Below are 22,732 nucleotides of genomic sequence, written 5' to 3' on the forward strand. Positions count from 1 at the left end.
CGGCCGGCGCCATCAATCGGGCCGCAGCGTTTGCTGCAGCTCCCGCAGGATGGCGTCGGCCCCGGCGCGCAGCAGCTCGCCGGCCACGGCCTCGCCCAGTTCGGTCGCGTCGGCCACCGGGCCTTCGCGCTCGGCGCGGAAAATGCGCGCGCCGTCCAGCGACGCGACCAGCGCGCGCAGCGACAGCCTGCCGTCGTGGACTTCGGCGTAGGCCGCCAGCGGCACCTGGCAGGAACCGCCCAGGCGGCGAGACACGGCGCGCTCGGCCAGCACGCAGGAAGTGGTCCGCGCGCTGATGAGCGGGGCCATCCACGCGCGCAGATCGTCGCGGTCGTTGCGGATCTCGATGCCCAGCGCGCCCTGCCCGGCCGCGGGCAGGCTGTCGGCGGGGTCGAGCAGGCCGCGGATGCGGTCCTGCAGGCCGAGCCGCTGCAGGCCGGCCGCCGCCAGCACGATGGCGTCGTACTCGCCTTTGTCCAGCTTGGCCAGGCGGGTGTCGAGGTTGCCCCGCAGGGGCCTGACCGCGAGCCCGGGGTGGCGCGCCCGGATCTGCGACTCGCGCCGCAGGCTGGACGTGCCCACCACCGCCCCCTCGGGCAGGTCCGCCAGGCTGACGTAGCGGCTGGAAACGAAGGCGTCGCGCGGGTCGGCCCGTTCGAGCACGGCGCACAGCTCGAAAGGCGCCTGCAGATCGACGGGCACGTCTTTCAGGGAATGCACCGCGATGTCGGCACGCCCGTCCAGCAGGGCGTTTTCGAGCTCCTTGACGAACAGGCCCTTGCCGCCCACTTTGGAAAGCGTGCGGTCGAGGATCTGGTCGCCCCGGGTCGTCAGCGTGAGAAGCTCAACCGCGCACGCCGGATACAGCGTGCGCAGCCTGTCGCGCACGTGCTCGGCCTGCCACAGGGCAAGCCGGCTGGCGCGGGTCGCGATGACCAGGCGTTGAGGATGGGACACGAGCGGCCATCAAGCGAAATTGGCGAGGACGACCGTGGCAACGGCGCCCAGAATGGCCAGGATGGCCAGCCCCTGCAAGAGGCTGAGGCCCGACTCCGATTGCTGCGGATCTACGGTTTTACGCAGACTCATGTGCGGATTCCTTGTTCACGGATTTGCGGCTTGCCAGCCAACGTCCGAGAACAATGACCAGCAGCGCGCCGATGATTTCAGCCGCGATTTTAACCGCTTGCGGCTGTTCGCCGAATTGACGAACCACAAACACGTCGGTGATCAGCATGCCGCCCGCGATCCAGCCCAGCAGGCCCGCGCCCAGGGTGACGACCAGGGGATAGCGGTCGATCAGCTTGAGCACCAGCGTGCTGCCCCAGATGATGATGGGCACGCTGACGATGAGGCCGAACACCACCAGGCCGATCTGGTGATCGGCGTGCGCGTTCTGCGCCGCGCCGGCAATGGCGATGACGTTGTCCAGGCTCATCACGAAATCGGCGATGATGATGGTCTTGACCGCCGCCAGGATGGAGGTGCCGCCCTTGATGTTGCCGTGGGCGTCTTCTTCCGGGATGAGGAGCTTGATGCCGATCCAGAGCAGGAGCACGCCGCCGACCACCTTCAGGAACGGCACGTTCAACAGCGACAGGGCGAAGGCGATGAGCACCACGCGCAGGATGATGGCGCCCGCGGTGCCCCACAGGATGCCTTGCATGCGCTGCTTGGGCGCCAGGTTTCGACACGCCAGCGCGATGACCACCGCGTTGTCACCGCCGAGCAGGATGTCGATAAGAATGATCTGGAAAACCGCTGCCCAACTCAGCGTCTGGAAAAACTCAAGCACGTCGAACCCCCGAAGGTATTTATGAAAAGAAAGGCCGGTCCCGCACCGGCCGCCCGCCGCTTTCGAGGGCGGCGGGGTAATTCAGAAACCATTATTGTAATTCAGCTTTCAGTCAGGCTTCGGATGCGGCTTTCTGGCGGCCAAGCATGATCTTGCCCAGCGCCAGCACCAGCACCGCGCCCAGCGCTCCCGCGATCAGCGCGAAGTCGTGCTGCGTCACGCCCAGCGCCGCGTCGATGCGCGCCACGGGCTCCTGCAGCGCCGGATCGCCCACCAGCAGTTCGCCTGCGATGAAACCCAGCAGGGCCGCGCCCACCCACACGATGATGGGAAAGCGTTCGATGACCTTGAGCAGCAGCGTGCTGCCGAAGATGACCAGCGGAATACTGATGGCCAGGCCCAGCACCAGCAGCGTGGTGTCGCCCATGGCCGCGGCGGCCACCGCCACCACATTGTCCAGGCTCATGACCAGGTCGGCGATCATGATGGTGCGGATCGCGACGAGCAGGCTGCCATGCTCCTTGCCACCCCCTTCGTCTTCGCCTTCCGGCAGCAGCAGCGAAACGCCGATGTACACGAGCAGCAGCGCGCCGATGAGTTTCAGCCAAGGCAGCAGCAGAAGCTTTGCCGCAACCAGGGTCAGCACGATACGCATGATGATCGCCGCGGCCGAGCCGATGACAATCGCTTTTTTCTGTTGCGCCGGAGGCAGCGAACGCGCCGCCAGCGCGATGACCACGGCGTTGTCGCCTGATAGCAGGATGTTGACCCAAATGATCTGAAGCAACGCTATCCAGAATGCCGCTGAACTGAGTTCCATACCCTCTCTTTCCTAGATGTGATCCCCCTAGGACGAAAAACCAAATGAATGGATGAAAAAGACAAGGACACGCTGACCGCCTTGGTGCGAGCCCGGCGGCATTCTGACTTGCTGGCGCGTGTCGGTTTTGCTTTCATTATAGTTTCGTTCAGCTTTCCGTATGGTTGGCCGACCGCGATGTGGACGAGGGTTTCCCCTAGGAAATGGAAAGCAGCGGGGAAAAACCCTCGGGAAAGCCGCGGCCGGTCTGCGGGCGGAACCCGCGCGGGCAGGGCCGCATGCGCCATTGCGCCGGCAGCGCGCGCGAAAAAAAACCCGCCATCGCGGATGGCGGGTTTTTCGTGTGCGACGCTGCGCGTTACAGCACCGACTTGAGCAGCTTGCCCATTTCGGAGGGATTGCGCGTGGTGCGGATGCCGCAGGCTTCCATGACTTCCAGCTTGGCGTCGGCCGTGTCGGCGCCGCCGGAGATCAGCGCGCCGGCGTGGCCCATGCGCTTTCCGGGAGGCGCGGTGACGCCGGCGATGAAGCCGACCACGGGCTTCTTCATGTTGTCCTTGGCCCACTGCGCGGCGTTCACTTCGTCCGGGCCGCCGATTTCGCCGATCATGATGACGGCGTCGGTGTCGGGATCGTCATTGAACATCTTCAGCACGTCGATGTGCTTCAGGCCGTTGATGGGATCGCCGCCGATGCCCACGGCGCTCGACTGGCCCAGGCCCAGCTCGGTGACCTGCGCCACGGCTTCGTACGTCAGGGTGCCCGAGCGGCTGACGATGCCGATGCGGCCCTTGCGGTGGATATGGCCGGGCATGATGCCGATCTTGATTTCGTCGGGGGTGATCAGGCCGGGGCAGTTGGGGCCCAGCAGCAGCGTCTTGCTGCCCTTGTCCTTCATGCGGTTCTTCACCATGAGCATGTCGCGCACGGGAATGCCCTCGGTGATGCAGATGACCAGATCCAGTTCGGCCTCGACGGCTTCCCAGATGGCGGCGGCGGCGCCCGCCGGCGGCACGTAGATGACGGACACGGTGGCGCCGGTGTCGGCCTTGGCTTCCTTCACGGAGGCGTAGATGGGCACGCCTTCGAAGTCCTCACCGGCCTTCTTGGGGTTCACACCGGCCACGAAAGCGGCCTTGCCGTTGGCGTACTCGCGGCACATGCGGGTGTGGAACTGGCCCGTCTTGCCCGTGATGCCCTGGGTGATGACTTTGGTGTCCTTGTTGATCAGAATCGACATTTGTGAATCCTTGGCAATTTTTTACTTGACGGCGGCTACGACGCGGGTGGCGGCTTCGGCCATCGTGTCGGCGCTGATGATCGGCAGGCCCGAGTCAGCCAGCATCTTCTTGCCGAGTTCTTCGTTGGTGCCCTTCATGCGCACGACCAGGGGCACGTTCAGGTTGACGGCCTTGCAAGCCGCGATCACGCCTTCGGCGATGACGTCGCAGCGCATGATGCCGCCGAAGATGTTGACCAGGATGGCCTTCACGCCCTTGTTCTTGAGCATGATCTTGAAAGCTTCAGTGACCTTCTCGGCCGTGGCGCCGCCGCCGACGTCCAGGAAGTTGGCGGGCTCGCCGCCGAACAGCTTGATGGTGTCCATGGTGGCCATGGCCAGGCCGGCGCCGTTCACCAGGCAGCCGATGTTGCCGTCGAGCTGGATGTAGGCCAGGTCGAACTTGCTGGCTTCGATTTCGGCGGGGTCTTCTTCGTCGAGGTCGCGGTAGGCGACGATTTCAGGATGGCGGAAGAGCGCGTTGGAGTCGAAGTTGAACTTGGCGTCCAGGGCGATGATGTTGCCCTTGCTGTCGCGGTTCAGCGGGTTGATCTCGACCAGCGAGGCGTCGGTTTCCATGTAGCACTTGTAGAGCTTCTGGAACACGTCGACGGCCTGCGCGGTGGACTCGGCGGGCATGCCGATCGCGTCGGCGATCTTCCTGGCCTGCTCGGCGGTCAGGCCGGCCAGCGGGTCGATGTACTCGGTGACGATCTTCTCGGGGTGGGAGTGGGCCACTTCCTCGATGTCCATGCCGCCTTCGCTGGAGGCGATGAAGGCGACCTTCTGCGTGGCGCGGTCGGTGACCACGGACACGTAGTATTCCTTCTGGATGTCGGCGCCTTCTTCGATGTAGAGGCGGCGGACCTTCTGGCCCTCGGGGCCGGTCTGGTGCGTGACCAGCTGCATGCCGAGGATTTCGCCGGCCAGCTTGCGGACTTCGTCCAGCGAGCGGGCGAGCTTCACGCCGCCGCCCTTGCCGCGGCCGCCCGCATGGATTTGCGCCTTGACGACCCACACCGGTCCACCCAGCTTTTCAGCGGCAGCCACGGCCTCGTCGACGGAAAAAGCGGGGATCCCGCGCGGCACGGGGACGCCAAATTGCTTCAGCAGTTCCTTGCCTTGATACTCGTGGATTTTCATGTGTTACCTGTCAGGACGAATGAGAAAGAGAAGGTGAATCGGAGGACGAATCGGCCGATGCCTCAGCGCTGTCCCCTGTGTACCACCTGGGATAGTGCTCAGCCACGACCGGCCCGTCGGTCCGCAAGGCATGACAGCCGTCGAGCTGGAAAGGCCGGCGGTCCGGCTCGGCCTGCTGCCGGCGCCGGTTTGCCATGGTTTGTACCGCCGCCGTGGGCAGCACCTGCGACAGCTCGGTCATATGCGTACAGCCCGCGACGTGGCCGAAGCGCTCCTTGACCTGGCGCCGGAATCCCTTGAGGAGGTTCATGCCGACCAGGTCAGTGTAAGCCGGTTCGATGGCCATGCAATGACCGCCATAGGGCGCGGCGTCGTACGCGGCGCGGGCGGCCACGATGGTGAAATCGCCATCGATGGTGATGCGCAGGTGCATGTGGTGGATGGGCCGCCCGGCCTTGAAGACCTCGCCGTTCTGCTTGGGGAAATCGTACGCCTTGACGTCGATGAGCTCGGCTTCGAGATCCCAGAGGCCGTCGTCGCGCGCGTAGGACTGCACGCGTATGGAACGCGTGTGCAGCGGCTGGCGAGGACAATCCGGCGGTGGCAAGGGCATGCTAGTGGCCTGCGGTGCGGGCGTTGAACGACTGGCCTGTCATGGCTTAGCGGTATGGGCTTAGCGGTAAAACGGCATGTAACAGGGCCCGCCGGACGACCCGCGGGGTGGCGGCCCGCGCATGGTGCGCGGCAACAAAACCTTGGAAGTATAGCGCACGGCCGTACCGGCGGCGGGAGCCCCTGCCCGAGGACGGGTTGCCGGCCGGCCGCCCGCATCCTGCGCCGCCGGGAGGACCGGCGCAAACGGCAACGTTGACAACAACAATAAGGACAAACGCGATGAGCAGTGACGGCGCGCGGCAGCGCGACGGGCCTCCGGCTGGCACCGGGAGGCCCGTTTATCGAAGAATGCAGTGCGCCGCAGGTGGCAAGCGGCGCGCGGCCAGCGGCGCGCGGCAAGCGGCGCGGCACGCCGCCGGCCGCATGCGCAGCAAGACAGGGACGCATCCCGCGCCCGCCCTGCCCAGGCCGGCGCCTACGCGGCTTCGCGCAGCGCCCGCGCGGCTTGCACCATACCCACCAGGGCCGCCTCGGTTTCGGGCCAGGCGCGGGTCTTCAGGCCGCAGTCGGGATTCACCCAGAGGCGTTCCCTGGGCAGGCGGGCGGCGGCCTTCTGCATGAGTCCGACCATCCAGTCCACTTCCGGCACGTTGGGCGAGTGGATGTCGTACACGCCGGGGCCGATGTCGTTCGGATAGCGGAAATCCTCGAACGCCTTGAGCAGCTCCATGTTGGAGCGCGACGTCTCGATGGTGATGACGTCCGCGTCCATGGCCGCGATGGATTCGATGATGTCGTTGAACTCCGAATAGCACATGTGGGTGTGGATCTGCGTCTCGTCGCGCACCCCCGCCGTGGACAGGCGGAAGCAGTCCACCGCCCAGTCCAGGTAGGCCTGCCAGTCGGCGCGGCGCAGCGGCAGCCCTTCGCGGATGGCGGGCTCGTCGATCTGGATGACGCGGATGCCGGCGGCCTCCAGGTCCACCACTTCGTCGCGCAGCGCCAGGGCGAGCTGGCGGCAGGTCTGTTCGCGCGGCTGGTCGTCGCGCACGAAAGACCATTGCAGGATCGTGACCGGGCCGGTGAGCATGCCCTTGACCGGCTTGTCCGTCAGCGACTGCGCGTAGGACGACCAGCCCACTGTCATGGGTGCGGGGCGGGCCACGTCGCCGAAGATGATGGGCGGCTTCACGCAGCGCGAACCGTAGCTCTGCACCCAGCCGTTCTTGGTGAAGGCGAAGCCGGCCAGCAGCTCGCCGAAGTACTCCACCATGTCGTTGCGCTCGGGCTCGCCATGCACCAGCACGTCCAGGCCGACTTTCTCCTGGAAGCGGATCACTTCCTCGATTTCCTTGCGGATGGCCGCCTCGTAGGCCGAGTCGGTCAGGACGCCGGCCTTCCAGTCGCGGCGCAGCGCCCGGATCTCGGGCGTCTGCGGGAAAGAGCCGATAGTCGTGGTGGGAAACGCGGGCAGGCCCAGTCCGGCCTGCTGGCGGGCGATGCGCTCGGCAAACGGCGCGCGGTCGCGCGGCACGGCGGCGGACTCCGCCATGCGGCGGGCGACGGCCGGATTGTGGATGCGGGCCGAGGCGCGGCGCGCGGCCAGGGCGGCGCGCTGCGCGGCCAGCCCCTGCTGCACCTCGGCGTCCTGCGAGCCGTCCAGCGCGCGGCCCAGCAGGCTCAGTTCTTCCAGCTTCTGGGCTGCGAAGGAAAGCCAGCTCTTGAGTTCGCCGTCGAGCTCGGTTTCGTTGGCCAGGTCCACCGGCACGTGCAGCAGCGAGCACGAAGGCGCGAGCCACAGGCGTTCGCCCAGTTGCCGCTTCACGGGGGCCAGGGTCTGCAGCGCCGCGTCGAGATCGGTGCGCCAGATGTTGCGGCCGTTGATGACGCCGGCCGACAGCACCTTGCCCTCGCCCAGGCCCGCGGCCACGTCGGCCAGCTGGCCGGGCGCGCGCACCAGGTCCACATGCAAGCCGGCCACCGGCAGCGCCAGCGCCGTGGCGAGGTTGTCGCCCAGCGCGTCGAAGTAGGTGGCCAGCAGCAGCTTGAGCGGACTGTCGGCCAGCCTGGCATAGGCCCGGGCGTAGGCGTCGCGCCAGGCCTGGGGCAGGTCCAGCGCCAGGATGGGCTCGTCGATCTGCACCCACTCCACGCCGAGCTTCGCGAAACGCGCCAGCACTTCCTGGTATACGGGCAGCAGCGCGGCCAGCAGATCGAGCTTGGCCGGATCGGCAGCGCCCTGGGCGTAGGCGTCGCCCTTGCCCAGGTACAGCCAGGTCAGCGGCCCGGGAATGACGGGCTTGACGGCATGGCCCAGCGCCTGCGCCTCGCGGACCTGGTCGAACAGCGATTCGCGGGCGATGCGGAACGCCTGGCCAGGCACCAGTTCGGGCACGATGTAGTGGTAGTTGGTGTCGAACCACTTCGTCATTTCGCAGGCCGCCGCGGGCTTGCCCGACGGAGCGCGGCCGCGGCCCATGCGGAACAGCGTGTCCAGCGAGACCGGCTCGCCGTCTTTCTGGCCGAAGCGGGCGGGCACGGCGCCCAGCAGCGTGGTCCATTCCAGGATCTGGTCGTACCAGGCGAAATCGCCCACCGGCACGAAGCGCAGGCCCGCGGCGGCCTGCAGCTTCCAGTGTGCGGCGCGCAGTTCGCGGCCCGTCTGTTCCAGTTGCTCGGCGCTTTGCTTGCCGGCCCAGTAGGCCTCGACGGCGCGCTTCAGTTCGCGGTGCGCGCCAATGCGGGGAAACCCCAAATTATGAATGATTGTCATATTGAAATCGCTCTTGCACAAGTTTTATTCAAGCAGCGCTCATTCTGCCGGGAAATCTACTTGAGACAAAATCAATCTCTACATTCATAAGATGAGAGAATCTCATAAAATATAAACTTATGACGCGCAACGGGGATCCGCGCCCCCGCCGTGCCTCCCCTGCTCCCTCACCCCCATCCGCCGGGCCGCCATGCTGGAAATCCGTCACCTCGAAACGCTCACCGCCATCCGCGAGGGTGGCAGCCTGCAGGAAGCCGCCGAACGGCTGCACCTGACGCAATCCGCGCTGTCGCACCAATTGCGCGACCTGGAAACCCGCCTGGGCACGCCCCTGCTCAATCGCCGGACCCGGCCGGCACGGCTGACCACCGCCGGATTGCGCGTGCTGGCGCTGGCCGACGAGGTGCTGCCCCGCATCCGCGCCACCGAACGCGAGCTGCAGCGGCTGGCCGCCGGGCGCACCGGCAGGCTGCACCTTGCCATCGACTGCCATTCCTGCTTTCAGTGGCTGATGCCCGCGCTGGACGCGTTCCGCGCGCAATGGCCCGACGTGGCGCTGGACCTCTCGGCCGCGTTTTCCTTCGCCCCCCTGCCCGCGCTGGTGCGCGGCGACCTGGACCTGGTCATTACCTCGGACCCCCAGCCCCTGGACGCGGTGGAGTTCCTGCCGCTGTTCAAGTACGAGCTGGTGCTGGCCGTGTCCGACTCCAACCCGCTGGCCGGCAGCAAATTCGTCATGCCGGAGCAATTGGCGGACCAGACGCTCATTACCTACCCGGTCGACCGGCAGCGGCTGGACATATTCACGGTGTTTCTCGATCCTGCCGACGTGGAACCGGCCGCCGTGCGCAAGGCGGAGCTCACCCCCATCATCGCCCAGCTCGTGGCCAGCAACCGCGGGGTGGCGGCCCTGCCCAACTGGGCGCTCACCGAGTACATGAACCAGGGCTGGCTGCGGCTGTGCCGCCTGGGGCCGCAGGGCGTATGGCGCACGCTGTATGCGGCGGTGCGCAGCGAAGACACGCAAGCCTCGTATCTGGACCAGTTCCTGACGATTACCCGCGACGTGTGCTTCAAGACGCTGAGCGGGATCAAGTCGGCCAAGCAGGCGTAGCCTGCGCCCGCGCCGGCCGGCGCAGGGTTCTCAGGCGTCGTCCTCGCCTTCGCCCAGGATGCGGCGGATGACGTCGTGGGCGAATCCCCGGCTGGCGAGAAAACGCGCCTGCCGCGCGTAGGCGTTGCGGTCTTGCGGCGCTTCGCCGAAACGCTTGCGCCAGACTTCGCGGGCGCGTTCGTACTCGGTGGCGCGCAACTGCTCTCGCAGGCCGGCGACCTGGTTTTCGTCCACGCCATGCTGGCGCAGCTCCTGCGCGATGCGCGCGGCGCCCTGGCGGGACGCGCGGCGGTGCACCAGGCTTTGCGCAAACCGCTCGGTGGAAAGCCAACCTTCTTTTTCCAGGGCATCGAGCACGGCCTCGACTTCGGCCGGGTCTTCGGCATACGGGGCGAGCTTGCGGGCGAGTTCGCCGCGCGCGTGCTCGCGCCGCGAGAGATAGCCCACGGCGCGCATTTTCAGCGTGGGCTGGCGGGCGCCGCCCGCGCGCTTCGCGGCGCCGGAACCGGGATCGCCATCGGAGCCGCCGCCGGGAACATCGGTCTTGCCGGACGACAAGCCGCCCCGATCGCCGGCGCGGCGCCGATCTTGCGCCAAGCGCCGCTCGGACGAGCGCTGCCACGCGCCGCCGTCGGCCCCGGCGCCTGGCGGAGCATCCGGGCGCGCGCCCCGGCGCGCCGTATCGGAACTGCGCGTCAGTCCCTGGGGCCTGGCCACGGTTTCGAATTCGTCGTCAAGCCGGGCGCGCAGCCGCTCGGCGGCGGAAGAAGTAGTCGGCTTGCGGATCATGGCGGAAACGAAAAGAAAACCAGCCCGGGACAGGCCGCGCGGCCGGGCAGGCCCGGCGCCGCGGGACCGCCTTCGACAGACCGGCCCTGGACGGACGGGTTCCGGACCGCCGTCAGCGGAGCAGCCGTCCCGGGGCCGGCCCGTCCGCGGCCCGGCGCTCATTCGCCGTCGTCTTCGGCCTCGCTGGGCGGGAACTCGGCGGCACGGCTCACGATACCCTGGTTTTCGCGGATGCGGTTCTCGATCTCGATGGCGAGTTCCTTGTGCTCCTTCAGGTATTCGCGCACGTTGTCCTTGCCCTGGCCGATGCGGTTGCCGTTGTAGCTGTACCAGGCGCCGGACTTGTCGATGACGTTGGCGGCCACGCCCAGGTCGATGATTTCGCCTTCGCGCGAGATGCCGGCGCCGTACATGATGTCGAATTCCGCCTGCTTGAAAGGCGGGGACACCTTGTTCTTCACGACCTTGACCCGGGTTTCGTTGCCGATGACCTCGTCGCCCTTCTTGATGGAGCCGATGCGGCGGATGTCCAGGCGCACGGAGGCGTAGAACTTCAGCGCGTTGCCGCCCGTGGTGGTTTCGGGGTTGCCGAACATGACGCCGATCTTCATGCGGATCTGGTTGATGAAGATGACCATGCAGTTCGTGCGCTTGATGGTGGCGGTGAGCTTGCGCAGCGCCTGGCTCATCAGGCGGGCCTGCAGGCCCGGCAGCGAGTCGCCCATTTCGCCTTCGATTTCGGCCTTGGGCACCAGGGCCGCCACCGAGTCGATGACGATGAGGTCGACCGAGCCCGAGCGCACCAGGGCGTCGGTGATTTCGAGGGCCTGTTCGCCGGTGTCGGGCTGCGAGATGAGCAGGTCGGTGAGGTTGACGCCGAGCTTGGCGGCGTATTGCACGTCCAGCGCGTGCTCGGCGTCGACGAAGGCGCAGGTGCCGCCCAGCTTCTGCATTTCGGCGATGACCTGCAGCGTGAGCGTGGTCTTGCCGGAGGATTCCGGGCCGTAGATCTCGATGACGCGGCCGCGCGGCAGGCCGCCCACGCCCAGCGCGATGTCCAGGCCGAGCGAACCCGTGGAAACCACCTGGATATCGTGCGAGACCTCGTTGTCGCCGTAGCGCATGATCGAGCCCTTGCCGAACTGCTTCTCGATCTGCGAAAGCGCGGCGGCGAGCGCCTTGGCTTTTTCCGATGCGGCGGCCTTGGTGGTTTTGTCGTCCATGTAGTGTCCTGTCTGTGGCTGTCAGTAGCGTATCAGTCGCGTTCAGTCGCGTAGGGGAGTGCGGAGAAAAAGCGCGGGCGCGGGTGCGCGCGGCGCAACGCAGGTGCAGATTATGGCATCGGATTGTACTGTACAAAAAACCAGTGTGCCAGGATTTTCCACGTATACCCTGAGTGGCAAGGCGCCTGCCATATGCCAGAATCCCCGGGAGATTCCGGCGTTTCGCCCCTTTTTTCTCCCATGCGTATCCTCATCGCTGAAGACGACAGCATCCTGGCCGACGGCCTGTCGCGGTCGCTGCGCCACAACGGCTATGCCGTGGACGCGGTGCGCGACGGGCTGGCGGCCGATTCGGCGCTGGCCGCGCAGGCTTTCGACCTGCTCATCCTCGACCTCGGGCTGCCCCAGCTCGCCGGGCTGGAAGTGCTGCGCCGGCTGCGCGCCCGCAATTCCGCCCTGCCCGTCCTCATCCTGACGGCCGCCGACAGCGTCGAGCAGCGGGTCAAGGGCCTGGACCTGGGAGCGGACGACTACATGGCCAAGCCATTCGCGCTGTCCGAGCTGGAAGCGCGCGTGCGCGCGCTCACCCGCCGCGGCGCGGGCGGCGGCGGCACGGTGATCAAGCATGGCCGGCTGGTGTTCGACCAGACAGGCCGGGTGGCCATGGTGGACGACCAGACGCTGGACCTCTCCGCGCGCGAAGTCAGCCTGCTCGAGATCCTCCTGACGCGCAGCGGCCGCATGGTCAGCAAGAACCAGCTCGTGGACCACCTGTGCGAATGGGGCGAGGAAGTCAGCACCAACGCCATCGAAGTCTACGTGCACCGCCTGCGCAAGAAGCTGGAGCCCAGCGGCGTGAAGATCATCACGGTGCGCGGGCTGGGATACTGTCTTGAGCGCGACCAGGGTGCCGCCTACCTCGCGAACTGAAGCGCAGCCGCCCGAAGCCCTGAACCAGGAGGCGCTGGACGTCATGCGGGCCGGCGCCAAGGGGCCCAGCTTCGCCCCGCCGCAACGCTCGCTGCTGGGCGAGATCCTCGACTGGATGCTGGCGCCGCTCTTCCTGCTGTGGCCCATGAGCGTGGCCATTACCTATGTGGTGGCGCAGAACATCGCCAACGTGCCCTACGACCGGGCGCTGGCCAACAACCTGCACGTGCTGACGCGGCAGGTGCACGCCCAGGACGGACGCGCCGTGCTGCGCATGACGGACGCGGCGCGCGACGTGCTGCGCGCGGACGAGACCGACAGCGTGTTCTGGCTGGTGCTGGGCAGCCGGGGCGAATACCTGGGCGGCGACCGCGCCCTGCCGCTGCCCGCCAGTGTCGGCCAGCCCCGTCCGGACGAGGTCCAGTACGAAGACGACACCCTGCGCGGCTTCGGCGTCCGGCTGGCTTACACGTGGGTGGACCTCAACCTGCCCCACACGCAACCCGCGCTGGTGATCGTGGCCGAGACGGTGGAGAAGCGCACCCAGCTCGCCAACGACATCATCAAGGGCGTCATCATTCCGCAGTTCGTGGTGCTGCCCATCGCGGTGCTGCTGGTGTGGTTCGGCCTGTCGCGCGGCGTGGCGCCGCTCAATGCGCTGCAGCAGCGCCTGCGGGCGCGCCGCCCCGACGACCTCTCGCCCATCGACGAGCGCGCCGCGCCCTCGGAGATCGCGCCGCTGGTCAGCGCCATGAACGAACTGCTCGACCGGCTGTCGGCCAACGTGCAGGCCCAGCGGCGCTTCGTCGCCGACGCGGCGCATCAGCTGAAGACGCCGCTGGCCGGGCTGCGCACCCAGGCGGAACTGGCCCTGCGCGACGCCAGCCCCGAGGAAATGCAGTCCAGCCTGCGCCAGCTCGTCACCGGCTCGGAACGCGCCACCCGCCTGGTCAACCAGCTCCTGCTGCTGGCGCGCGCCGAAAACCCCAGCGCCATCGGCATGACCGAAACCGACCTCAACGCGGTCGCGTCCGAACAGACTTCGCACTGGGTGCCCATGGCCCTGTCGCTCAATACCGACCTCGGCTTCGAGGGATCGGACACGCCCGTGCTCATCAACGGCAATCCGCTGCTGCTGGCCGAGCTGCTGAACAATCTGGTGGACAACGCGCTGCGCTACACGCCGCGCGGCGGCCACATCACCGTCCGGGCGGCGCTGGTGGACGGACGCGGCGTGCTGGACGTGGAAGATTCGGGCCCGGGCATCCCGCCCGAAGAACGCGAGCGCGTGTTCGACCGCTTCTACCGCGTGCTGGGCACGCAATCCGACGGCAGCGGCCTGGGACTCGCCATCGTGCGCGAGATCGCGCAGAAGCACCAGGCCAGCGTGCAGATCAGCGCGCACCCGACCTCGCACTCCGACCTGCCGGGCACGCGCATCCGCGTCACCTTCCCGCCCTACCGGCCCGCTTCCGGCGCCTGGGACGCATAGACTGCAACGCCGGGGCGCGTACGCGCCGGACCCGCCGCCCGGGCCGGCAGCCTCGCGCGGCCCTAAGGATTATCCCTAGCTTCTCCCGCTGTTATAACATTTTGTTTCAAATTTAAGATTCAGGTAAGTCTCTCGTCAGAACCTCGTCAGCCTCGTTCCCTACCTTGCCGTTAGCTCGATGTCGGTCCAGCCGGCGGAGGGTAGAGCACGGCGCACGAGCGCCGGCCATAAAACGAGGAGACATCATGAGCACAGCAACCATGACAGACCGCGGTCCATCCGCGGGTCCGCGCCCCATGACCAAGGATGAACGCCGCGTCATTTTTGCGTCGTCGCTGGGCACGGTGTTCGAGTGGTACGACTTCTACCTGTACGGCTCGCTCGCGGCCATCATCGCCCAGCACTTCTTCTCGGGCGTGAACCCCACGGCGGCCTTCATCTTCGCCCTGCTCGCCTTTGCCGCCGGCTTCGCCGTGCGCCCCTTCGGCGCACTGGTGTTCGGCCGCCTGGGCGACCTGGTCGGGCGCAAATACACGTTCCTGGTCACCATCGTCATCATGGGCCTGTCCACCTTCCTGGTGGGCGTGCTGCCCAGCTACGCCAGCATCGGCATCACCGCGCCGGCGGTGCTGATCATCCTGCGCCTGCTGCAAGGCCTGGCGCTGGGCGGCGAATACGGCGGGGCCGCCACTTACGTGGCCGAGCATGCGCCGCATGGCCGCCGCGGTTTCTATACGAGCTGGATCCAGACCACCGCGACGCTGGGCCTGTTCCTGTCGCTGCTGGTGATCCTGGGCGTGCGCTCGTTCATGGGCGAAGACGACTTCAAGGCCTGGGGCTGGCGCGTGCCGTTCCTGATCTCCGTGGTGCTGCTGGGCATCTCGGTGTGGATCCGCATGCAGCTCAACGAGTCGCCCACCTTCAAGCGCATGAAGGAAGAAGGCAAGGGCTCCAAGGCGCCCATCGCCGAGTCCTTCGGCCAGTGGCGCAACCTGAAGGTCGTGCTGCTCGCGCTGCTCGGCCTGACCGCCGGCCAGGCCGTGGTCTGGTACACCGGCCAGTTCTACGCGTTGTTCTTCCTGACGCAGACGCTGAAGATCGATGCCAACACCGCCAACATCATGATCGCGGTGGCGCTGCTGATCGGCACGCCGTTCTTCGTGATCTTCGGCGCGCTGTCCGACAAGATAGGCCGCAAGCCCATCATCATGGCGGGCTGCCTGATCGCCGCGGTGACGTACTTCCCGATTTTCCAGGGCCTGACGCACTTCGCCAACCCCGCGCTGGAAAAGGCCCAGGCCTCGGCGCCGGTCACGGTGATCGCCGATCCGGCGACCTGCTCCTTCCAGTTCAACCCGGTGGGCACGGCCTCCTTCACCAGCTCCTGCGACGTGGTCAAGTCCTTCATGGCCCGCAACTCGGTGAACTACAAGAACGAGGCCGCGCCGGCCGGCGCGATGGCCAAGGTGAAGATCGGCAATGACGAGTTCGCCTCCTTCGACGGCAAGAGCCTGCCGCCTGCCGAGTTCAAGGCCAAGGCCGCCGAGCTCGACAAGGCCCTGACGGCCGCCATCCGCAGCCACGGCTATCCGGCCAAGGCCGATCCCGCCCAGACCAACCAGGTCATGGTGGTGGTGCTGCTGACCATCCTGGTCATCTACGTGACCATGGTGTACGGCCCCATCGCCGCGATGCTCGTCGAAATGTTCCCGACCCGCATCCGCTACACCTCGATGAGCCTGCCCTATCACATCGGCAACGGCTGGTTCGGCGGCTTCCTGCCCCCGGTCGCCTTCGCCGTGGTGGCCGCCACCGGCAATATCTACGACGGCCTGTGGTATCCGATCATCATCGCGGTCATGACCCTGGTCATCGGCACGCTCTTCCTGCGCGAAACCAAGGACAACGACATCAACGCCTGACAGGCCATCCCCCGCCGGGCGGGACTGCTGCGCCCGCCCGGCCTTTCCAAAGCTCCGCGAGGAGCTTTTTTTTGCCCTCCGGAGCATGGCGGCCGGCCCGGGGCAAGACGCAACGCCCGCCCCGTTTTTCATGACGCCGGATTCAGGACGATGTCAGACCCCCAGGGCTAGACTGGCAGCTCAGATTACGGCCTTGCGCCATATCGACCGGCTACTGATCCCCCTGCCGGACGATTGCAGGGCTGGTCCTCTGACACCGATACCGCGTTCCCCGCGAGCCTTTTATGACGCGGTATTGCGTGCTCCCGTAGCGGCCCGGCCCCAACAGCCGGGCCGTCTTTTTTTTGCCGCCCGGCCGCGGCGCAAAAAAGCCTCCCTCGGGAGGCGGCGAAGCGCGGCGCACGGCCCCGGAGCCCGGAACCGACGCCAGCGGAAAACCTCCGGCCCGTTTCAGCGGCGCATGCCCAGGCCGATCACCAGCACGCCGGCCACGATGGCCGCCACGCCGGCCCAGCCCGGAATCGCCACCGATTTCTCGGTTTCGGCCGTGGCCTTCACCGAGCCGATCTGCAGCACCGTTTCCTCGGATTTGTAGTTAAAGCCCTTGTACGCCAGCGCGGCGACGCCCAGCGCGATCAGCACGGCGCCGATCAGGGTCGAGATTTTCATTGTTGGCTCCTACTCCGTGACAGGTGCGGCGGACGTTACCCTATTCGGGCCGCGCCTGTCAGTGACAGAACGTGTCGTGTCGCGCCCGCGCGCCAGGCCGCTGCGGCCCGGCGCCGCATCGTTATAGAATCTCTCCTTTTGGCCGACGCCCATGTGGTTCAAGAATCTCAAGATCTACCGCCTTTCCTCGCCGTGGACGCTTACCGGCGAGCAGCTTGAAGACACGCTTGCCCGGCACGCCTACCAGGCCGGCAACAACCTCGAAATGCAGAGCCTGGGCTGGGTGCCGCCGCGCGAAAATGGCGGCCTGGCGCACGTGGTCGGCGGCCAGATCCTGCTTACGCTGCGCGCGGAAAAGAAGCTGCTGCCCGCCACGGTGGTGAACCAGGTCGCCAAGGCCCGCGCCCAGGAAATCGAGGAGCAGCAGGGCTACAAGCCCGGCCGCAAGCAGATGAAGGAAATCAAGGAGCGCGTCACCGACGAGCTGCTGCCGCGCGCCTTCAGCGTGTATCGCGACACCCGCGTCTGGATCGATCCGCAGAATCACTGGCTGGTCATCGACGCCGCCGCCTCGGCCAAGGCCGACGAAGTGATCGGCCTGCTGGCCAAGTGCGTGGATCCGTTCCCGCTCGAGAATCTCTACGTCGCCCAGTCTCCCGCCTCGGCCATGACCGGCTGGCTGGCCGAAGACGAAGCCCCGGCCAACTTCAGCATCGACCAGGACACCGAGCTGCGCGCCTCGGGCGAAAGCCGCGCCGCGATCCGCTACGTGAAGCACGCGCTGGATCCGGACGACGTGCGCCGCCACATCCAGTCAGGCAAGCAGTGCACCCGCCTGGCCATGACCTGGGCCGACCGCATCTCGTTCGTGCTGACCGAAGGGCTGGACATCAAGCGCGTGGCGCCGCTGGACGTGCTGAAGGAAGGCAACGACACGGTCACGCAGAACGACGACGAGAAGTTCGATTCCGACATGATGCTCATGACCGGCGAGCTGGCCAAGATGATGGCCGAGCTGGTCGAAGCCCTGGGCGGGGAAAAACGCGTCTGACGCCGCTCCCGGCCCGGACCGCCTGCCCGGCAAGGCCGCCCTGGTCGCGGGCCGCCCTTCTCGCGGGGCGGCCTTCCCGCGGGGCGGCCTTTCTCATGCCGCCTCGGCGCGGTTGCGGCCGGCGCGCTTGGCGCGGTAGAGCGCCCTGTCGGCGCGCTCGATAAGATAGGCGTAGTCGGGGTGGCCGTCGAACGACGCGACGCCGATGCTGGTCGTGACGCGCAGTTCGCCCGCTTCGGCAACGCGGAAGACGTGGCGGCGTATCTCGGCGCGGAGCTTTTCCGCCGCCACCATGGCCGCCTGCGCGTCCGTGTCCACCAGCACCACCAGGAACTCCTCGCCGCCGTAGCGGAACACGAAATCGCTGGACCGGCACGACTGATGCACCACCTCGGCGAATTGCCGCAGCACCTGGTCGCCGCCCCCATGGCCGTGCGCGTCGTTGATCGCCTTGAAATGATCGACGTCCAGCAGCAGCACCGAGAACGGACGGCGCTCGCGGGTGGCGATCATGATCTCCCGCCCCATCACCGAGGGCAGGAAGCGGCGGTTGAGCACGTGGGTGAGCGGATCGCTGCCGCTTTCCAGCTCGGCCACCAAGTCGAACAGCCCGTTGAGCAGATGCTTGATGCGGCCGACCAGCTCCTGGAATTCGCGCATGTGCGCGGGCAGCGTGTCCAGCCCCTCGCGCGCGCTGCGCATGAGCTGCGGCAGCACCGCACCGTCCAGTTGCGCCACCGCGTCCGCGATCTGGCCCAGCGCCGGCGCGCCCTCGAACAGCACGGCGCCCTTGTGCTGCAGCCACAACCCGAACTCCGAGCCGGACAACCGCGGCAGCACCTGGTCCGGCTCCCGGTAGTGCAGCCCGATCAGCACGGCCTGGCTCCATTCCAGCAGGGCCGCGCGCTGGCGTTCCCGCTCGGTCGCGATATTCTGGCCCAGCGCGAACAGGCGGTAGGCCTCGTCATTGCGGGCGCCGCGGTTGACATCGCGCATGAAGGCGCGGCTCATCTGCTCCAGGGCCAGGTCGAACAGGTTGCAGACGTATTGCGTGGCGCGCGACGCGGACGCGCCATCCAGGCCGCTGTCGCGCAGCCGCGCCGCGATCTCGTTCTTGAGGATGCGGGCGCCGGCCATGACCAGATGGATGGGTATGTGCACCCGCGCATGCACTTCGCCCACTTTCTTCTGCGTGACCAGCAGGGCTTCGATGTCGCCCTGCTCGCGCACGCACAGCAGACTCTTGAGCCAGCCCTGCATGGCGCCGTGCAGCCGGGTGGCGACGATGTCGTGGGACAGGCGCGGACCGGCCTCGGGATCGGCAAGCAAGGTGGAGTAGAACGCGCTGACGAGATCGCCGGCGCTGTCGGCCACCACCGCGGCCACCTGCCCGCGCGTGCAGGCATCCACGGACTGGTAGACGGCAACCCATGCCTGCGCCCGCGAGGCGCTTTCGTAGCAGGCCGGCGCAGACGGGCGAAAAGAAGAATCGGAGCTGGAGCAGCTGGAGGACATGGAAGCGGCGCGGTCACGGCGCGCTCCGCGTAGAGGCGCGCCGCATCCCGAAACTCTGAAGTTGGCCGATTATCCCTGAATTCGCGAAGCATGCGCCCGCCGCTGGGCCGGCGCATGCCGGCGGATACGCTTACTCCAGGCCGTGGAACGCCGAATCGTCCGGGCCGATGTGGGAGGGGTGGCGCCACGTGACGTCGCGCATCGAGTGCTGCACCAGTCCTTCCACGCCGAGCAGCACGGCGAAGATCGCCATGCGAATGGGAATGCCGTTGTCGGTCTGGCGGAAGATCGCCAGGCGCGGATCGTGGTTCAGGTCCACGCTCAGGTCGTTCGCGCCCGGCCGGCTGTCGCGCGGCAGCGGGTGCATGACGATGGTGTCGGGGCCGCAGTAGGCGTCGATGATGGCGCGGTTGATCTGGAAATCGGGCGTGTAGCCCTCGCTTTCCTCGTTGGCGAAGCGCTCTTTCTGCACGCGCGTCGCGTAGATCACGTCGGCGCCCGACAGGCCCTCGGCCAGCGAGCTCTTCTGCTCGATGATGTTGCCGTTGCGGCTGGCCTGCTCGATGATGTAGGCGGGCATTTCCAGGCCCTTGGGCGACACCAGCGTGAACTTCACGTTCTTGTAGAGCGCCAGCAGCTTGATGAGCGAATGCACGGTGCGGCCGTACTTGAGGTCGCCCACCATGGCGATGTGCGCACCGTCGAGCAGCTTGCCCAGGCGCGAGAACTCGGTGAGGATGGTGTACAGGTCCAGCAGGGCCTGGCTGGGGTGCTCGCCGGGACCGTCGCCGCCATTGACCACGGGGATGTTGGTCGCGCGCGCGAATTCCGCCACCGAGCCCTGCTCGGGATGGCGGATCACCATGGCGTCCACGTAGCCGCTCATGACGCGGCTGGTGTCATAGATGGACTCGCCCTTGGCCATGGACGAGAAGGTGAAGCCCGTGGTGTCGCAGACCGAACCACCCAGCCGGCAGAAGGCCGCGCCGAAACTCACGCGGGTGCGGGTGCTGGCCTCGAAGAACAGGTTGCCGAGCACCGCGCCTTCGAGCACGCGCGAGACTTTCTGGCGGCGGGCGATGGGCTGCATCATGTCGGCGACGCGGAACAGGTCCTCGACCGATTCGCGGGTGAACTGGTCCACCGAGAGGAGCTGCGGCTTGCCCTCGACCGAGATGCGGTCGCGCAACGGGCCTTCCTTGACGCTCTGCGTGTACTTCTCCAGCAGCACCCCGTTCTGCACGATTTCGCTCACGAAGCGCTGCACCACTTCGGGCATGGCCCGGAACTCCTGCGACCCCTCGGGCAGCAGCCAGGTATCCAGGGCCCGGCGCTTCACGCCGATGCGGGAGGCGAACACGTCGCGGGTGAGATTCAGGCGGCGCATCGCGTCGCGCAGGAAGGCTTGCTGGGAGATGGTCATGGCGGACCCCGAAAGGAGTAGTTTATATACGCACTGCGCATATTATTCCCAACGCAAGTGCAAGTCCAACACTTTTGCGTACAGGGGTTTACCCCCGATTCGTATTCCCGGCTTAGGACAGCGCGATCGCGCTCATCTGGGGGCCGTCCACCGCCGCCGCGCTGGCCGCCAGCCAGCATCCCGCGGCGAAACCGCCCGCCGAAGCCAGGAGGCACAGCATGGCCATGAGATGCGCGGGCCAGTGGCGGCGCGAGATGGCGTCTCCCGTGCGCGACATCACCAGCCCGGCCACGGCGCCGAAGACCAGGCCCATGCAGGCAGCGGCCAGGCCCGCGAGGCACATGATCACCGGCAGCAGCAGGTCGGGCGCGGCCACGTCGCCGCCCACGATGCCCAGCGAGAAGCTCACCAGCAACAGGGCCGCGCCGGCATTCAGCCAGGCCGCCATGCGCAGCCCGCTGCCCAGGAGCAGCAGCGGCGCGTCGCTCATGCGCTGCGGCCGCACGTCAGGACCCGCGGCAGACCGGCGTCGCGGTCTGGATGGAACGGCGCGCGGCTTCGATCTCGGCCGCGTCCCACCGCCCTTCGTTCAGCACGGTGACCGTCACCTTGGACGTCGCCGGGCCGTCGGCTTCGGTCGCGATCAGTTCCAGCACCTTGGCCGGCTCGCCCACCTTGTAGACCTGTATCTCGTTGGGCGCGCCTTCCTTGCCCTCGCTGTGGCGCCAGGCGTAAGCCGCCCCGTAGGGATGCTGCACGTTCTGGTGGCAGGCGCGCACGTACTCGCCCGCCCGGCGGAACGCGGCCTCGTAGTTGGTGGCCACATTGAAGGATTGTTTCAACACCGAATCGGATTCGTAGACCCCGGTGCTGGCGCAGCCGGCCAGCAGCACCGCCGCCGCCATGCCCGCCCATACAGACTTGCGCATCATTTACCCGCATCGAACATTCGAAACCCCGGCATTATGCCAGCCAGAGCAGCGGAGGAAGGAAAGCGATCCCGGCCCGCGGCGGCCCGGAACAAAAAGGCCATGCGCGGAATGCGGCCGCATTCCGCGCATGGCCTTGCAAAGACGCCTGAGCCAAAGCGCGACGCTATTTGGTCGCGGCGCCCTCGATCTTTTCACCGCCCCGCTGGATGTCCTTGCCGGCGCCGGCCACCGTGTTGCACCCCGCCGAAAGCGCGGCAATCGAAAGCAGCATGACGAGAAAGACTTTGTTCTTCATGACCATCTCCTTTCAGGGCTGGGAAACCAGGGCCAGCATAGCGCAAAGTAGGCGCCCGCGTAACACCGCCGCGGCGCCTCCGTCTTTCCGGCTGTCGCGTATTTGGCGGCAATGCTTTAGCATGCGCAAATGACCAAGAAACCCGCTATGACAGCCGGCGCCGCCGCGCCCGCGCCCTGGGGCTGGGAACAGCCGCAGTGCCGCGGCCGCAACGCGCTCGCGCTGTTCGTCGACGACCTGCACCGCATCCTGGAATCGCACGCCGCCGGCCGCCTGGCCAACGCCGGCTCGCTGGACCAGGCGCAGCGCCAGGTGGACGAACTGCTGGCGCGCTACAACGGCATCGGCGCGGCGCCGGAAGCCTTCCAGGGAGCGTCCATCGAACTCCGGGAAGCCGTGGACCGCAGCGGCGCGTCGCACACCGTGCCCATTTTTTCGCCCCGGTTGAAAAAATCGCTGATGTCCATGCTGGGCCCCAAAAGCAACTGATCCGGCGCGCGCGCCAGGATCCGAATCGGGCGGCCACCAAAGGAGGAATCGCCGTATGAACACAGACAACGTCGTGGAGTTTCTGCGCCTGCTGTCGCTGGATGTGACGCTGGGCGCCGCCGCCCAGCACGCGGCCAGCCAGCCCGACGCGCCGTCCGCCCTCGCCCGTCTGGCGACGGAGCACGGCCTGCCATGCAGCGCTTCGGACTGGTCCCTGTTCGCTCGTAGCTGTCTGTCGCCCGCGGGGCGCGCCGACGAGCTGGCCGAAGCGCCCATCTGGCAATTGGTGGAAGATCCCGCGCACGGCACGGACGTCCCCGCCAGCGCCGTCACCCGCGTCATCGGCATCGTCACGCAGCCCGAAGGCGGCGCGCCCGTGGTCGGGCACGTGGTGAACGACCTGGCTCCGCGCGCGCCGCGGCCCGCCGCGCCCCTGCTGCAATCGCGCTCCTGAAGCCGGGCC

At 67.2% G+C, this 22,732-nt stretch carries 23 protein-coding genes; 7 read left to right on the forward strand and 16 right to left on the reverse strand.

Annotated features, from left to right (window positions below):
* Positions 1 to 12: 12 nt before the first annotated feature.
* The 8 genes from hemC to metE all read right to left on the reverse strand — a co-directional run bounded on the left by hemC (position 13) and on the right by metE (position 8,425).
* Complete coding sequence (hemC, locus tag NGJ44_RS03515) at positions 13 to 957, reverse strand: hydroxymethylbilane synthase (protein ID WP_251863129.1); 945 nt, start codon at positions 955 to 957, stop codon at positions 13 to 15.
* 9 nt (positions 958 to 966) lie between these two features.
* A complete protein-coding gene (locus NGJ44_RS23100; RefSeq protein WP_255352283.1) occupies positions 967 to 1,089 on the reverse strand; it encodes a hypothetical protein in 123 nt (40 codons plus the stop codon).
* Positions 1,076 to 1,795 (reverse strand): TerC family protein, encoded by a 720-nt coding sequence (locus tag NGJ44_RS03520; protein ID WP_053246383.1) that lies wholly within the window; start codon positions 1,793 to 1,795, stop codon positions 1,076 to 1,078. Before NGJ44_RS03520 ends, NGJ44_RS23100 begins: the two co-directional genes overlap by 14 nt.
* A gap of 112 nt (positions 1,796 to 1,907) precedes the next feature.
* On the reverse strand, positions 1,908 to 2,615 hold the full coding sequence (locus NGJ44_RS03525) for a YjbE family putative metal transport protein (protein ID WP_053244649.1): 708 nt from the start codon (positions 2,613 to 2,615) through the stop codon (positions 1,908 to 1,910).
* Positions 2,616 to 2,973: 358 nt separating this feature from the next.
* Positions 2,974 to 3,855, reverse strand: a complete 882-nt coding sequence (sucD, locus tag NGJ44_RS03530) for a succinate--CoA ligase subunit alpha (protein WP_053244648.1) — start codon at positions 3,853 to 3,855, stop codon at positions 2,974 to 2,976.
* Between the two features lie 21 nt (positions 3,856 to 3,876).
* Entirely contained in the window at positions 3,877 to 5,037 is a 1,161-nt protein-coding gene (gene sucC / locus NGJ44_RS03535) for an ADP-forming succinate--CoA ligase subunit beta (RefSeq protein ID WP_053244647.1), read from the reverse strand.
* A 10-nt stretch (positions 5,038 to 5,047) separates the two neighbouring features.
* The gene (locus NGJ44_RS03540; RefSeq protein ID WP_053244646.1) at positions 5,048 to 5,650 is read right to left on the reverse strand and encodes a DUF2889 domain-containing protein; all 603 of its coding nucleotides are present in this window, start codon (positions 5,648 to 5,650) and stop codon (positions 5,048 to 5,050) included.
* Positions 5,651 to 6,127: 477 nt separating this feature from the next.
* Positions 6,128 to 8,425: a 5-methyltetrahydropteroyltriglutamate--homocysteine S-methyltransferase gene (gene metE, locus NGJ44_RS03545; protein WP_251863130.1), complete on the reverse strand. Its 2,298-nt coding sequence runs from the start codon at positions 8,423 to 8,425 to the stop codon at positions 6,128 to 6,130.
* A 190-nt stretch (positions 8,426 to 8,615) separates the two neighbouring features.
* Between metE and NGJ44_RS03550 the strand changes: the two genes are divergently transcribed.
* Positions 8,616 to 9,539 carry a LysR family transcriptional regulator gene (locus NGJ44_RS03550; RefSeq protein WP_053245027.1) on the forward strand — a complete coding sequence of 308 codons (924 nt, stop codon included), beginning with the start codon at positions 8,616 to 8,618 and terminating at the stop codon, positions 9,537 to 9,539.
* Positions 9,540 to 9,569: 30 nt separating this feature from the next.
* Here the strand turns inward: NGJ44_RS03550 and recX are convergent, their stop codons facing one another.
* A complete protein-coding gene (recX, locus tag NGJ44_RS03555; protein ID WP_251863131.1) occupies positions 9,570 to 10,328 on the reverse strand; it encodes a recombination regulator RecX in 759 nt (252 codons plus the stop codon).
* 158 nt (positions 10,329 to 10,486) lie between these two features.
* On the reverse strand, positions 10,487 to 11,551 hold the full coding sequence (gene recA / locus NGJ44_RS03560; protein WP_053245025.1) for a recombinase RecA: 1,065 nt from the start codon (positions 11,549 to 11,551) through the stop codon (positions 10,487 to 10,489).
* A 240-nt stretch (positions 11,552 to 11,791) separates the two neighbouring features.
* Here recA and NGJ44_RS03565 point away from each other — a divergent pair, with 240 nt between their 5' ends.
* The 3 genes from NGJ44_RS03565 to NGJ44_RS03575 all read left to right on the forward strand — a co-directional run bounded on the left by NGJ44_RS03565 (position 11,792) and on the right by NGJ44_RS03575 (position 15,895).
* Positions 11,792 to 12,481 carry a response regulator transcription factor gene (locus NGJ44_RS03565; protein WP_053245024.1) on the forward strand — a complete coding sequence of 230 codons (690 nt, stop codon included), beginning with the start codon at positions 11,792 to 11,794 and terminating at the stop codon, positions 12,479 to 12,481.
* Between the two features lie 115 nt (positions 12,482 to 12,596).
* Positions 12,597 to 13,973: a sensor histidine kinase gene (locus NGJ44_RS03570; protein WP_152968036.1), complete on the forward strand. Its 1,377-nt coding sequence runs from the start codon at positions 12,597 to 12,599 to the stop codon at positions 13,971 to 13,973.
* A gap of 245 nt (positions 13,974 to 14,218) precedes the next feature.
* Positions 14,219 to 15,895, forward strand: coding sequence for an MFS transporter (locus NGJ44_RS03575; RefSeq protein WP_152968035.1), 1,677 nt, complete (start codon positions 14,219 to 14,221; stop codon positions 15,893 to 15,895).
* Between the two features lie 450 nt (positions 15,896 to 16,345).
* Here NGJ44_RS03575 and NGJ44_RS03580 read toward each other — a convergent pair whose 3' ends face one another.
* Positions 16,346 to 16,564: a hypothetical protein gene (locus tag NGJ44_RS03580; protein WP_053245021.1), complete on the reverse strand. Its 219-nt coding sequence runs from the start codon at positions 16,562 to 16,564 to the stop codon at positions 16,346 to 16,348.
* A 151-nt stretch (positions 16,565 to 16,715) separates the two neighbouring features.
* Between NGJ44_RS03580 and NGJ44_RS03585 the strand changes: the two genes are divergently transcribed.
* Positions 16,716 to 17,615 carry a recombination-associated protein RdgC gene (locus NGJ44_RS03585; RefSeq protein WP_251863132.1) on the forward strand — a complete coding sequence of 300 codons (900 nt, stop codon included), beginning with the start codon at positions 16,716 to 16,718 and terminating at the stop codon, positions 17,613 to 17,615.
* A gap of 93 nt (positions 17,616 to 17,708) precedes the next feature.
* Here the strand turns inward: NGJ44_RS03585 and NGJ44_RS03590 are convergent, their stop codons facing one another.
* The 5 genes from NGJ44_RS03590 to NGJ44_RS03610 form a co-directional block, all read right to left on the reverse strand.
* On the reverse strand, positions 17,709 to 19,130 hold the full coding sequence (locus tag NGJ44_RS03590; protein WP_251863133.1) for a diguanylate cyclase: 1,422 nt from the start codon (positions 19,128 to 19,130) through the stop codon (positions 17,709 to 17,711).
* Between the two features lie 130 nt (positions 19,131 to 19,260).
* Positions 19,261 to 20,553, reverse strand: coding sequence for an aspartate carbamoyltransferase (locus tag NGJ44_RS03595; RefSeq protein WP_053245019.1), 1,293 nt, complete (start codon positions 20,551 to 20,553; stop codon positions 19,261 to 19,263).
* 112 nt (positions 20,554 to 20,665) lie between these two features.
* Complete coding sequence (locus tag NGJ44_RS03600; protein WP_053245028.1) at positions 20,666 to 21,043, reverse strand: hypothetical protein; 378 nt, start codon at positions 21,041 to 21,043, stop codon at positions 20,666 to 20,668.
* Positions 21,044 to 21,059: 16 nt separating this feature from the next.
* Complete coding sequence (locus NGJ44_RS03605; protein WP_082308346.1) at positions 21,060 to 21,482, reverse strand: BPTD_2524 family lipoprotein; 423 nt, start codon at positions 21,480 to 21,482, stop codon at positions 21,060 to 21,062.
* A 166-nt stretch (positions 21,483 to 21,648) separates the two neighbouring features.
* Positions 21,649 to 21,780, reverse strand: a complete 132-nt coding sequence (locus tag NGJ44_RS03610) for an entericidin A/B family lipoprotein (protein ID WP_042792633.1) — start codon at positions 21,778 to 21,780, stop codon at positions 21,649 to 21,651.
* Between the two features lie 147 nt (positions 21,781 to 21,927).
* On the opposite strand from NGJ44_RS03610, the gene NGJ44_RS03615 reads away from it, so the two are divergent.
* On the forward strand, positions 21,928 to 22,269 hold the full coding sequence (locus tag NGJ44_RS03615) for a hypothetical protein (RefSeq protein ID WP_251863134.1): 342 nt from the start codon (positions 21,928 to 21,930) through the stop codon (positions 22,267 to 22,269).
* Between the two features lie 55 nt (positions 22,270 to 22,324).
* Positions 22,325 to 22,723 carry a hypothetical protein gene (locus NGJ44_RS03620; protein ID WP_053245016.1) on the forward strand — a complete coding sequence of 133 codons (399 nt, stop codon included), beginning with the start codon at positions 22,325 to 22,327 and terminating at the stop codon, positions 22,721 to 22,723.
* Positions 22,724 to 22,732: the final 9 nt, after the last annotated feature.

The sequence above is a fragment of the Achromobacter sp. Marseille-Q4962 genome, from assembly GCF_943737005.1.
Classification (GTDB): domain Bacteria; phylum Pseudomonadota; class Gammaproteobacteria; order Burkholderiales; family Burkholderiaceae_B; genus Achromobacter.

What these genes read in the sequence shown, in the direction of transcription:
- NGJ44_RS03550 (WP_053245027.1), top strand. Translation starts at nt 8,616, where the DNA reads ATGCTGGAAATCCGTCACCTCGAAACGCTCACCGCCATCCGCGAGGGT.
- NGJ44_RS03615 (WP_251863134.1), top strand. Translation starts at nt 21,928, where the DNA reads ATGACAGCCGGCGCCGCCGCGCCCGCGCCCTGGGGCTGGGAACAGCCG.
- NGJ44_RS03540 (WP_053244646.1), bottom strand. Translation starts at nt 5,650, where the DNA reads ATGCCCTTGCCACCGCCGGATTGTCCTCGCCAGCCGCTGCACACGCGT.
- NGJ44_RS23100 (WP_255352283.1), bottom strand. Translation starts at nt 1,089, where the DNA reads ATGAGTCTGCGTAAAACCGTAGATCCGCAGCAATCGGAGTCGGGCCTC.
- NGJ44_RS03585 (WP_251863132.1), top strand. Translation starts at nt 16,716, where the DNA reads ATGTGGTTCAAGAATCTCAAGATCTACCGCCTTTCCTCGCCGTGGACG.
- NGJ44_RS03580 (WP_053245021.1), bottom strand. Translation starts at nt 16,564, where the DNA reads ATGAAAATCTCGACCCTGATCGGCGCCGTGCTGATCGCGCTGGGCGTC.
- NGJ44_RS03525 (WP_053244649.1), bottom strand. Translation starts at nt 2,615, where the DNA reads ATGGAACTCAGTTCAGCGGCATTCTGGATAGCGTTGCTTCAGATCATT.
- sucC (WP_053244647.1), bottom strand. Translation starts at nt 5,037, where the DNA reads ATGAAAATCCACGAGTATCAAGGCAAGGAACTGCTGAAGCAATTTGGC.
- NGJ44_RS03620 (WP_053245016.1), top strand. Translation starts at nt 22,325, where the DNA reads ATGAACACAGACAACGTCGTGGAGTTTCTGCGCCTGCTGTCGCTGGAT.
- NGJ44_RS03575 (WP_152968035.1), top strand. Translation starts at nt 14,219, where the DNA reads ATGAGCACAGCAACCATGACAGACCGCGGTCCATCCGCGGGTCCGCGC.
- NGJ44_RS03595 (WP_053245019.1), bottom strand. Translation starts at nt 20,553, where the DNA reads ATGACCATCTCCCAGCAAGCCTTCCTGCGCGACGCGATGCGCCGCCTG.
- sucD (WP_053244648.1), bottom strand. Translation starts at nt 3,855, where the DNA reads ATGTCGATTCTGATCAACAAGGACACCAAAGTCATCACCCAGGGCATC.
- NGJ44_RS03605 (WP_082308346.1), bottom strand. Translation starts at nt 21,482, where the DNA reads ATGCGCAAGTCTGTATGGGCGGGCATGGCGGCGGCGGTGCTGCTGGCC.
- NGJ44_RS03565 (WP_053245024.1), top strand. Translation starts at nt 11,792, where the DNA reads ATGCGTATCCTCATCGCTGAAGACGACAGCATCCTGGCCGACGGCCTG.
- NGJ44_RS03610 (WP_042792633.1), bottom strand. Translation starts at nt 21,780, where the DNA reads ATGAAGAACAAAGTCTTTCTCGTCATGCTGCTTTCGATTGCCGCGCTT.
- recX (WP_251863131.1), bottom strand. Translation starts at nt 10,328, where the DNA reads ATGATCCGCAAGCCGACTACTTCTTCCGCCGCCGAGCGGCTGCGCGCC.
- NGJ44_RS03570 (WP_152968036.1), top strand. Translation starts at nt 12,597, where the DNA reads ATGCTGGCGCCGCTCTTCCTGCTGTGGCCCATGAGCGTGGCCATTACC.
- NGJ44_RS03590 (WP_251863133.1), bottom strand. Translation starts at nt 19,130, where the DNA reads ATGTCCTCCAGCTGCTCCAGCTCCGATTCTTCTTTTCGCCCGTCTGCG.
- NGJ44_RS03600 (WP_053245028.1), bottom strand. Translation starts at nt 21,043, where the DNA reads ATGAGCGACGCGCCGCTGCTGCTCCTGGGCAGCGGGCTGCGCATGGCG.
- metE (WP_251863130.1), bottom strand. Translation starts at nt 8,425, where the DNA reads ATGACAATCATTCATAATTTGGGGTTTCCCCGCATTGGCGCGCACCGC.
- recA (WP_053245025.1), bottom strand. Translation starts at nt 11,551, where the DNA reads ATGGACGACAAAACCACCAAGGCCGCCGCATCGGAAAAAGCCAAGGCG.